This window comes from Desulfovibrio sp. Huiquan2017, assembly GCF_017351175.1.
Taxonomy (GTDB): Bacteria; Desulfobacterota; Desulfovibrionia; order Desulfovibrionales; family Desulfovibrionaceae; genus Pseudodesulfovibrio.
This window is the reverse complement of the sequence record NZ_JAFMPN010000001.1, coordinates 321,439-331,841: the sequence shown is the minus strand read 5'-3', so window position 1 is coordinate 331,841 and position 10,403 is coordinate 321,439. Positions and strand designations below refer to the sequence as shown.

At 62.0% G+C, this 10,403-nt stretch carries 8 protein-coding genes; 5 read left to right on the top strand and 3 right to left on the bottom strand.

The window, feature by feature from the left end:
- Nucleotides 1-137 precede the first annotated feature (137 nt).
- A complete protein-coding gene (locus J0909_RS01685; protein ID WP_286181666.1) occupies nucleotides 138-1,199 on the bottom strand; it encodes a glycosyltransferase in 1,062 nt (353 codons plus the stop codon).
- A 211-nt stretch (nucleotides 1,200-1,410) separates the two neighbouring features.
- On the opposite strand from J0909_RS01685, the gene J0909_RS01680 reads away from it, so the two are divergent.
- A complete protein-coding gene (locus tag J0909_RS01680) occupies nucleotides 1,411-2,193 on the top strand; it encodes a radical SAM protein (protein WP_207259879.1) in 783 nt (260 codons plus the stop codon).
- A 54-nt stretch (nucleotides 2,194-2,247) separates the two neighbouring features.
- Here the strand turns inward: J0909_RS01680 and J0909_RS01675 are convergent, their stop codons facing one another.
- Together J0909_RS01675 and J0909_RS01670 are read right to left on the bottom strand one after the other, a co-directional pair.
- The gene (locus J0909_RS01675; protein WP_207259878.1) at nucleotides 2,248-3,198 is read right to left on the bottom strand and encodes a YbgA family protein; all 951 of its coding nucleotides are present in this window, start codon (nucleotides 3,196-3,198) and stop codon (nucleotides 2,248-2,250) included.
- 169 nt (nucleotides 3,199-3,367) lie between these two features.
- The gene (locus J0909_RS01670; protein ID WP_207259877.1) at nucleotides 3,368-3,649 is read right to left on the bottom strand and encodes a FeoA family protein; all 282 of its coding nucleotides are present in this window, start codon (nucleotides 3,647-3,649) and stop codon (nucleotides 3,368-3,370) included.
- A 372-nt stretch (nucleotides 3,650-4,021) separates the two neighbouring features.
- On the opposite strand from J0909_RS01670, the gene carB reads away from it, so the two are divergent.
- From carB to J0909_RS01650, 4 genes are all read left to right on the top strand, one after another.
- Entirely contained in the window at nucleotides 4,022-7,255 is a 3,234-nt protein-coding gene (gene carB, locus J0909_RS01665) for a carbamoyl-phosphate synthase large subunit (protein ID WP_207259876.1), read from the top strand.
- Between the two features lie 28 nt (nucleotides 7,256-7,283).
- Nucleotides 7,284-8,696, top strand: coding sequence for an amidophosphoribosyltransferase (gene purF / locus J0909_RS01660; protein WP_207259873.1), 1,413 nt, complete (start codon nucleotides 7,284-7,286; stop codon nucleotides 8,694-8,696).
- A gap of 124 nt (nucleotides 8,697-8,820) precedes the next feature.
- Nucleotides 8,821-9,837: a KpsF/GutQ family sugar-phosphate isomerase gene (locus J0909_RS01655; RefSeq protein WP_207259872.1), complete on the top strand. Its 1,017-nt coding sequence runs from the start codon at nucleotides 8,821-8,823 to the stop codon at nucleotides 9,835-9,837.
- A complete protein-coding gene (locus J0909_RS01650) occupies nucleotides 9,834-10,397 on the top strand; it encodes a YkgJ family cysteine cluster protein (protein ID WP_207259871.1) in 564 nt (187 codons plus the stop codon). Before J0909_RS01655 ends, J0909_RS01650 begins: the two co-directional genes overlap by 4 nt.
- Nucleotides 10,398-10,403: the final 6 nt, after the last annotated feature.

Here is a 10,403-nt window from a genome sequence, read left to right as displayed (position 1 = left end):
TTGTTACCAGCAAAACTCGGGAGTGCCGACATGGTATTTTTTGATTTGTTCTTTTGGGGTTCAAGGGAGGAGCGTGAAAGTCGCTTCGCGGCGGGAGTCGGGTGGTTGCGCCTGGCCCTGCTCCCGGGCGCAGGGGGCTATCCCGCAAAGGGCTCAAGCCATGCGAGAAACTTCCGCGCCTGAGTGTCCAGCGAAAATGTGGCGGCGGCGTGGTCACGGACGGCCAGCTTCATGGCAAACAGCTCATCGTCGGGAAGATCCAGCAATTGAGCGAGAGTCTTTTCAAACCCCGCTTCATTGCTTTTGGGGGGGATCAGAAGTTCGCGCATGTCGGGAGGCCATATCTCGGTGGGGCCCCCGATATTTCGTGCCACAGGAATAAGCCCATGGGCCATGGCTTCCTCCAGCGCGATCCCGAGGGGCTCACAGAACGTCGGCAGGACGAAAATGTCCGCCTTGGCCAGCTCGGCCTGCACGTCGGTAACAAAACCAGTCCACTCCACGGCGTCGGTCAATCCGAGAGAACGACAGAGGCCCTTGAGCCTGGCTTCGTCCTTGCCCGTGCCGACAATGATGCATCGAAATTCGTATCCCCTGTTCTTCAGAGCCGCGAGCGCCTTCAGGAGGTGGGGATGGCCCTTGTCCTTGTTGAGCTGGCTTGTGGCGATGATCGTCCTCGGCACGTGATTGTGGCTGGGAGCATGCGGATTTGGACGGGTACCCGGGAATATGGCCGTGAAATCATATTCCTGGAATATGGGCACTGACCGTTTCAGATGCTTGAGCACAAAGTCGCTGCATGCGAGCAGGTGCGCACCCAGGAGGCGTTGCGTCGCTCGCGTCTTGAATTCGTTTTCCACGTCGCCCGGCGCGCCCAGACGGTGCACCACGGGGATTCCCAGCATCTTGGCGGCTATTCCGGCTGTGCGCAGTTCCTTGGAGATGTTGCAAATCACGACATCGATCTTGTTGCGCGAAAGGAACCGAAGGAAAAAGGCGATGGACACGGGGTTGAGATCAAATCCGAAGGAATGCCCGGTTGCGGGTATTCCCAGCCGAGCCGCTTTATCCACGAACGGGCCGGGGCGGCCGATGATCCAAGTTTTGTGGCCCTGGCGGATGAGGCTCTCCGCCATGTCGATGCACCACGTTTTGACCCCGCCCCATTTGCGGGTGGAATTCACGAAAAGTATATTCATAGGAAATTGACTCGATATGTTGGTTGCTGTCGGTCACAACGGTCGTGGCCCTTCCCGACGACTGCGGACCCTAATATATTTACGCGGTTTGTCAAATGACCGCCGGCCGCCGCGGCCGGTCCGGGCGTGAGGAAGAGATCGTTGGCAAAGTGTTTGCAATATCGCCTGCCGAGTACGACGAAAACGTCAAAAATCGGGCACGGGGTAAAATATGCGTTTGGAATTGCAAACAATTGCATCGGATGGGGCGACGCGGGATGAGTTCCCCTTCGCGCACGGCGTCGTTCGCTTTGACCGAAGTTGGTGTCTGGACGAAGTGGAATGCGCGTTGCGCGAGCAGGGCATTCGCGCCCTGGCCTTCGAGGACCCGGCCATGTTCAGGGATCACGAACGGGTGACGGCCATGTGTCTGGACATGCGCGTGCGCGATCTGAACGTGTTGTGGAGCGCGCGGCTTGATGCGGTGCCCACTGACGGGTTGCTCAAAGCCATGCGCCTGGCCGGTTGTCGGGGCGTGGACATGCGGCTGAACCCGGACGAGGCCGTCGAGGGGTTGTTCTGGGCCCGGCGTTACGGGTTCGACGTGCGCATCAGCAACCTGGACGATTCGCCGTATGCGGCGGAGCGGATAACTTATGACGTGGCCGAACGCGAGGCCATCGCCCGGCGGTTGCCCGGGCTGCACGCGGCCCAATTCGATCTGGCCGTGGCCTATTTCCGGGCCGGGCGGCTGTCCGACGTCATGTTGCCGCTGGGCAAGGCTATGACATTACGATTCCCTCTGAACGAGTTGTGCCTGAACCTGCTGGCCTGCCTTTCGGCGGCCAAGCATTATCCCGATCAGGCAGCGGGGCTGCTGGATCAGGCAGGCTACGGCTGCCCGCACCCGGTAGTTTTCCGCAATCGGGAGATGCTCAGGGCCTGGCTGGCCGGCGGCGGCGATGTGAAGGGCGTGCGGCTGCGGTTGGAGCCCGGGCCTTCGGTCTTTTGCTGAACGAACGGCGTGTTGACGGAGAAAGCCCCCGCAGTGGTGTGGCGGGGGCTTTTTTCAGACGTGATTGAGCAGCTTGAGCTCACCGGGCTCGGGGTTGAGGTAATATTGTTGGGTCAGGTACGGCCGGTCGAACTTGCGGGCGTAATGGTTGAGCAGGGTGACGGGCACGAGCAGGGGGACCTTGCCCTTGGCGTAAGCCGTGATCATGGCGTGCAGTTCGAGCTTGTCCTCGGGATCAAGATTTTTCTTGAAAAAGCCTGCTGCATGAGACAGGACATCGCGGTTTTTGCTCGGGGTGGCCTTGAGGGACAGGGACTTGAAGAGTTGGGTGCCATAGGTGTGAAAAACGGTTTCGGCCCGGTCCAGGGAGCTCTTGCCGAGGAGGTGGCCGAGCTCCCGGTAGCCGCGCAGGTCGTGGGCGCGAATGAGCATCTTGTGCCGTGTGTGGAAGTCCACCAGGTTGCCGATGGAGGTCCCCTTGGCGGTCAGGGCGCGCCAGCGGTGCAGGGTAAAGACCCGGCGGACGAAGTTTTCGCGCAGTTCGGCGTTTTGCAGTCCTTCCGAGGAAACCACGGGCAGCAGCGGGTAGCGGGCCTGGAGCATGCGGGTGAAGAAACCCGGGCCCAGGCGCGGGGGCAAGCCCTTTGTGGAGTATATCCTGGCCTTGTGTTCGGCGCAGGAGGGGGAGTGCACGCGCAGGACGAAGCCGCAGACGCCTTCCTTGTCCAGCCCTTTGAGCACGCGATCGGCCCATCGGGTCATCTTGTCGGTCAAGTCAAGGCCGGACTCGTAGCCGATGAGCCGGATTTCGCCTGCGCAGTCCACCTGACGCAGTGGTTCACGCGGGATGCCCATGCCGCAGGCTATCTCGGGGCAGATCGGCACGAACTCCACATGCCGAGCCAGTGTCTCAGTCAGGTAGGCGCTGCGTCGGTGGGAGCGGTCGTGACGCACTCTCTCCCCGGCCACGCAGGCACTGACTCCGATCTTGATGGTGTCGGACATGGAACCTCCCTTACTTTTGCTCCAAAGGTTAGCATCGCTTTCAGGACCCGGACAAGTATAATTCACATTAGTGCGCATCCGGGAAGCGGTGCGCATCGCGGCGTCGGGATGCGTGGGCAAAGAAAAGGCCGCCCTGGCGGGCGGCCTGAAAGACGTCGGGGGAGGGCGGCTAGATCGCCCGGGCGCGTGGGGACGGGCAGCAGGCGCAGCGGGGACCTTCGTCGGACTCGTCGGGCACGGCCAGGATTTTCCCGGCCAGGCCGCAGCACAAGACCACGTCCGAGCCGCGCACTCGCACACGGCACCCCTTGGAGCCGCCCGCCAGGACGGTCACCGGGCAGCCGGGCGTCATGCCCATGGCGAGCATTCGCGCCCGCGCATTTCTGCCTCCGTCTATACCAGAAATACGTACTACCGCACCAGTCGGAAACTCTGTCAAAGGCTTTTGCATCGCTGGATTTTCCCTCAAAGCTTGCGTTGAGGTTGAGAGTAAGTATCAATACAACCCCTGTCAATGGGAATTTGCGGTCTTTCGACTGTTCCCAGGCGATCAGGCTGGGATGTTCTTGATCCGGGAAAGCGGTGAGGCCGGTCCCGGAGGATGCGGCCCGGGAATCGGGTGATTGCGCCGGGGCGTCGTATTCTCTCCTCCTTCCCCCAGCATCCTTCCGGGCTCGGCGGTACTTAACCGTTGCGTTTCGGGGGATAACCTTATAATAAAGATTGCTTGTCCGGCGGGCGGCGGCGGTGCCGAGCCGGGCGGGGGAGGGGACTGTTTACACCTCTTCCGAATACCGCCGTAACTTCAACTACTTCGAGCAGAATGCCCAAACGCACAGATATCAAGAAGATCATGTTGATCGGGTCCGGCCCCATTGTCATCGGCCAGGCCTGCGAGTTCGACTACTCCGGTACCCAGGCCCTCAAGGCGCTCAAAGAGGAAGGGTACGAGGTGGTCCTGGTCAACTCCAATCCGGCTTCCATCATGACGGACCCGGAGTTGGCCGATGCCACCTACATCGAGCCCCTTGAACCCGAAACCGTGGCCCGAATTATCGAAAAAGAGCGTCCCGACGCTCTTTTGCCGACTTTGGGGGGGCAAACCGGCCTGAACACGGCCCTGGCCGTGGCCGACATGGGTGTGCTCGACAAGTTCAACGTCGAGTTGATCGGCGCGAACATCGAGGTCATCAACAAGGCGGAATCCCGTGAGGAATTTCGTGCGGCCATGCGCAACATCGGCCTGGGCATGCCCGAAAGCGGCATTTGCCACAACATGGACGACGTGCGCGAATGGGGCACGAAGATCCCGTTCCCGATCATCGTCCGGCCCGCCTACACCCTGGGCGGCTCCGGTGGCGGCGTGGCCTACAACATGGAGGAGCTGGAGCAGATCTGCGCCAACGGCCTGGCCCTGTCCATGAAGCACGAGATCATGCTCGAACGCTCCATCCTCGGCTGGAAGGAGTACGAACTGGAGGTCATGCGGGACAAGAAAGACAACTGCGTGATCATCTGTTCCATCGAGAACCTCGATCCCATGGGCGTGCATACCGGCGACTCGGTCACCGTGGCCCCGGCCCAGACGCTGACCGACGACGAATACCAGCGCCTTCGGGACGCTTCGCTGGCGGTCATGCGCGAGATCGGCGTGGAGACCGGCGGGTCCAACGTCCAGTTCGCGATCAACCCCGAAGACGGCGAGCTGATCATCATCGAGATGAACCCGCGTGTGTCCCGTTCATCCGCGCTCGCTTCCAAGGCGACCGGCTTCCCCATCGCCAAGATCGCGGCCAAGCTGGCCGTGGGCTATACGCTCGACGAGATTCCCAACGACATCACCCGGGAGACCATGGCCTCCTTCGAACCGGCCATTGACTACTGCGTGGTCAAGATTCCCCGGTTCACCTTCGAGAAATTTCCCGGCACCGAGGACTATCTGACCACGGCCATGAAGTCCGTGGGCGAGACCATGGCCATCGGCCGGACCTTCAAGGAAGCCCTGCAAAAGGGGCTGCGTTCCCTCGAAACCGGCCACCCCGGCCTGGGCAAGCAATTCGATACCTGCGATTTCGATCGCAATGAGATCCTGAAGCTCCTGCGCCGTCCCAACTCCCAGCGGATCTACGCCCTGCGCAACGCGCTCTTGTGCGGCATGACCGAGGAGGAGGTCCACGAAGCCACGAAAATCGATCCGTGGTTCCTGCGTCAGTTCAAGGATATCATCGATCTGGAGCACCGGCTCATCGAGTTCGGCAAGCGCGAGGGCGTGTCCAGGGAGGCCGAGGGCATGGCCGACATGCTCCGGCAAGCCAAGGAATACGGGTATTCCGACCCGCAGTTGGCGGCCATGTGGCGGACCAGCGAGGATGCGGTGCGCGCCTTGCGCAAGGAACTGGGCGTCGAGCCCACCTATTACCTTGTGGACACCTGCGCGGCCGAGTTCGAGGCCTACACCCCGTATTATTACTCCACTTACGAAACCGGACAGGAGAACGTCCGCGAGGACCGTCGGAAGATCGTCATCCTCGGCGGCGGGCCCAATCGCATCGGCCAGGGCATCGAGTTCGACTATTGCTGCTGCCATTCCTCCTTCACCCTGAAGGAACTCGGTGTGGAGTCAATCATGGTTAACTCCAACCCGGAGACGGTCTCCACCGATTATGACACCTCGGACAAGCTCTACTTCGAGCCCCTGACCTTCGAGGACGTCATGAACATCATCGAGTTCGAGAAGCCCGATGGCGTCATCGTCCAGTTCGGCGGTCAGACTCCGCTCAATCTGGCCCTTCGGTTGATGAACGCGGGCGTGCCGCTCATCGGCACCAGCCCGGACGCCATCGACCGCGCCGAGGACCGGGAGCGGTTCAAGCAGTTCCTGAACAAGCTGAACCTCCGCCAGCCCCCCAACGGCACGGCCATGTCCATGGTCGAGGCCCGCGAGATCGCGTCCAAGCTCGGCTTTCCCCTGGTCCTGCGGCCGTCCTACGTGCTTGGCGGGCGGGGCATGGACATCGTCTATTCCATGGATGAGTTCGACCATTATTTCCGTCATTCGGCCCTGGTCTCCCCGGAGCATCCGACCCTCATCGACAAGTTCCTCGAGAACGCTGTGGAAGTGGATGTGGACGCCCTGGCCGACGGCGAGGACGTCTACATCGGCGGGGTCATGGAGCACATCGAGGAGGCGGGCATCCACTCGGGCGATTCGGCTTCGGTCCTGCCGCCGTATTCCCTGTCCTCCGAACTCGTCCGCGAGATCGAACGTCAGACCGTGGCCATGGCCAAGGAATTGTGCGTGGTCGGGCTGATGAACGTTCAGTTCGCCATCAAGGATAACGAGGTCTACATCATCGAAGTCAATCCGCGCGCCTCGCGCACGGTGCCCTTCGTGTCCAAGGCCACGGGCGTGCCGCTGGCCAAGCTGGCCACCCGGATCATGCTCGGCGAGAAGCTCAAGGACCTGCACCCTTGGTCCATGCGCAAGCGGGGCCACATCTCGGTCAAGGAATCCGTGTTCCCGTTCAACCGCTTCCCCAACGTGGACGTGCTGCTCGGACCCGAAATGCGCTCCACCGGCGAGGTTATGGGCATTGATCCGAGTTTCGGCCTGGCCTACATGAAGTCGCAGTTGGCCGCGGGCCAGAAGCTGCCCGTGTCGGGCACGGTCTTCATGTCCGTCAACGATTGGGACAAGGCCAAGATAGTGCTGGTGGCCAAGGATTTTGAAGCCATGGGCTTCAAGGTCGCCGCTACGGGCGGCACCGCCGACTTCCTCATGGAGAAGGGCGTCAATGTGGAGAAGGTCCACAAGGTCCACGAGGGGCAGCGGCCCCACGTGGTCGATCACATCAAGAACGGGGCCTTTGACCTGGTCATCAACACCCCCTCGGGCAAGAAAACCGTGGGCGACGCCAAAATGATCCGCCAGAACGCGCTGCTGTACGACATCCCCTACACCACCACGGTGTCCGGGGCTCGGGCGGTGGTGCAGGCCATATGCGAATTGAGACAAACCGGGCTGCAAGTGAAGAGCCTGCAAGAGTATTACGGCTAGATAAAGGCCGGACAGCGAGAGATTCTTCATGAAAAAAGAGTATTGCGGTCTTTTCGGCATCTACGGGAACAAGGAAGCGGCGCGTATGACCTATTTCGGTCTGTACGCGTTGCAGCACCGCGGGCAGGAGTCCGCGGGCATCGTTACCTGGGATGGCGAGAAGATTCGTGAACAGAAGGGCATGGGCCTGGTGGCCGACGTGTTCAACGAACGCCATCTGAGCAAGGAACTCAAGGGCTCCATCGCCATAGGCCACATCCGCTATTCCACCACGGGTGCGTCGCTCATCCGCAACGCCCAGCCGTTTTTGATCCGCCACGGCGACCTGCGCCTGGCCGTGGCCCACAACGGCAACCTGGTCAACACCTACGAATTGCGCACCGAGCTTGAGGCCCACGGTTCCATCTTCCAGACCACCATGGACACCGAGGTTTTCGCCCACCTGATCATCAAGTACCTGCACGAATCCGAGACCCTTGAGGAGGCCGTGGGCAAGGCCTGCAACAAGGTGCGCGGCGCTTACTCCATGCTCATCCTGGCCAACGACAAGATGATCGCGGTCAAGGATCCCAACGGGTTCCGGCCCCTGGCGCTCGGCCGAGTGGGGGGCAATTACGTCTTCGCCTCCGAGACCTGCGCCTTCGACCTGGTCGAGGCCGACTACCTGCGTCCGCTCGAACCGGGCGAGATGGTCGTGGTCCACAACAACAAGCTGACCTCCCACCGCTTCGCCGAGCCGAGGCGATGCAGCAAGTGCATCTTCGAGCTGATCTACTTCGCCCGGCCCGACTCGCACGTCTTCGGCGATGTCGTCTATGAGCGACGTAAGGCCATGGGTGTCATGCTGGCCAAGGAAGCCCCGGTGGACGCCGACATGGTCATGCCGTTCCCGGATTCGGGCAACTACGCGGCTGTGGGGTATTCCCAGGAGTCCGGCCTGCCGCTGGAGCTGGCCATGATCCGCAACCACTACGTGGGCCGGACCTTCATCCAGCCCTCCCAGGACATGCGCGACTTTTCGGTCCGGGTGAAGCTCAACCCGGTCAAGTCCATGATTCAGGGCAAGCGGATCATCATCATTGAGGATTCCATCGTGCGCGGCACGACCATCCGCGCCCGGGTGAAGAAACTGCGAGAACTGGGCGCGCGGGAGATTCATCTGCGCGTCAGCTGCCCGCCCATCAAGTTCCCCTGCTTCTACGGCATCGACTTCTCCTCCAAGGGTGAGCTCATCGCGGCCAACCATTCGGTGGAGAACATCGCCCGGTTCATGGACATCGACTCCCTGCACTTCCTGACTATCCCCGGCCTGCTCGACTCCGTCACCCAGGACGAGTGGTGTCTGGCCTGTTTCGACGGCAACTATCCGATTCCCCTGAACGACCACATGGGCAAAGACTGCCTGGAGGCCTCCCCGGGGATCATCAAGGAATTCTGCTAGGCCGCGAATCACCAACGCCCGGCGTCCATGCGGACACAGGCCGGGCAAGGGCGGCGCGAGGACCGTCCGCCGGGCAGGGGACGTTTTTTCGTCCCCCGCCGGTTCATATACGGGAGAACAACACATGGCATGCACCTCTGAGCGCACGGATTGGCTGGCCTTGGCCCGCGAGGTCCTGGATATCGAGGCCGAGGGACTCAAGGCCGTACACGACCAACTGGACGGCCCCTTCGTCGAGGCCCTGACCGCCATGGCGCGATGCACGGGCCGCGTGGTCATCACCGGCTTGGGCAAGTCCGGGTTGGTGGGCCGCAAGATCGCGGCTACCCTGTCCTCCACGGGCACACCGTCCTTCTTTCTTCATCCGGTGGAGGGGGCCCATGGCGACTTGGGCATGATTCGCGACGAGGACGTCGTTCTGGCCCTGTCCAACTCCGGAGCCACGGATGAGGTCAACGCCATCCTGCCCACGTTGAAGTCCCTGGGGGCCACGGTCATCGCCATGACTTCCAATCCCGCTTCGCCCATGGCGGAGCTCGCGGATATCCACATCAAGGTCCGCGTGCCCCGTGAAGCCTGTCCCATGGGGCTCGCTCCGACATCCTCGACCACCGCGCAACTGGCCGTGGGCGACGCCCTGGCTGTTTGCCTCATGGAGTGGAAATCCTTCGGCCAGGACGATTTCAAGCGTTTTCATCCCGGCGGTTCGCTGGGCCAACGGCTGGCCGCCTGCGTGGATCAGCTCATGCACACCGACGGTCTGCCAGTGGTTCGGGAAGCGGCCCTCCTGAGAGCGGCTCTGGCCACCCTGAACGACGGGGGGCTTGGCTTGGTGGCCGTGGTGGACGAGGCCAATTTTCTCAAGGGCGTGTTGACCGACGGCGACGTGCGTCGCATGGTCTGCGCCGACGGGCTCCGCATGGAGCGGCCCGTGGGCGAGGTCATGACCGTGTCGCCCCGGCGGGCCTTGACCGGGGAATCCTCCGCCCGGGTCCTCGATCTCATGGAGCGCAACCAGATCACCGTTTTGCCCGTGGTCCGCGACGACGGGCGGCTGGCTGGCATGATTCACCTCCACGACCTGCTCGGCAAGGGCGAACTGACATTCGCGGGCGACAACGGCGGGGGAACTGGCCGATGACATCGTCCCGGACCGACGACGCGGACGTTTGCAGGCGTTGCTCCTTCCAGGGGCCGACCTGCTGCCGTATCTCCTCGGGCCAGGAGGAGTTCTGCTTTCCCCTGTCCCAAATCGAGAAGGAACGCATTCAGGAGTTGGTGCCGTACACCGGAGGGTTCGTGGTTTCGCCCAACTCCAAGGCCTTCATTGACTACGCCTGCCGCCTTTTCCCCGGCGAGGAAGCCTTGGTCCGGCAACTCTTCCCCGAGGGCAAGGAGCATTTTCGGCTGGCCGTGGATTCCATGGGGGCGTGCCGCTTCCTCGGGCCGCTGGGCTGCGAGATCCCGCAGGAAGCGCGTCCCTATTACTGCCGCTTGTTTCCCTTCTGGATGTCCGGGCGAACGGTTACGCATTTTGACGCTCCCACCTGCCTTGCCCGGCGGGAAGGGGGCACTCTGACGCGGATACTCGATATCCTTGACACCAACAGGGCGACCGTGAAGGATCTGTACGGCCGGTTGCGCCTGGTCTGGGGGCTGCCTCCGACCAAGGGCGCCAATCCGGTCAAGAAAACCTTCTGATGGATG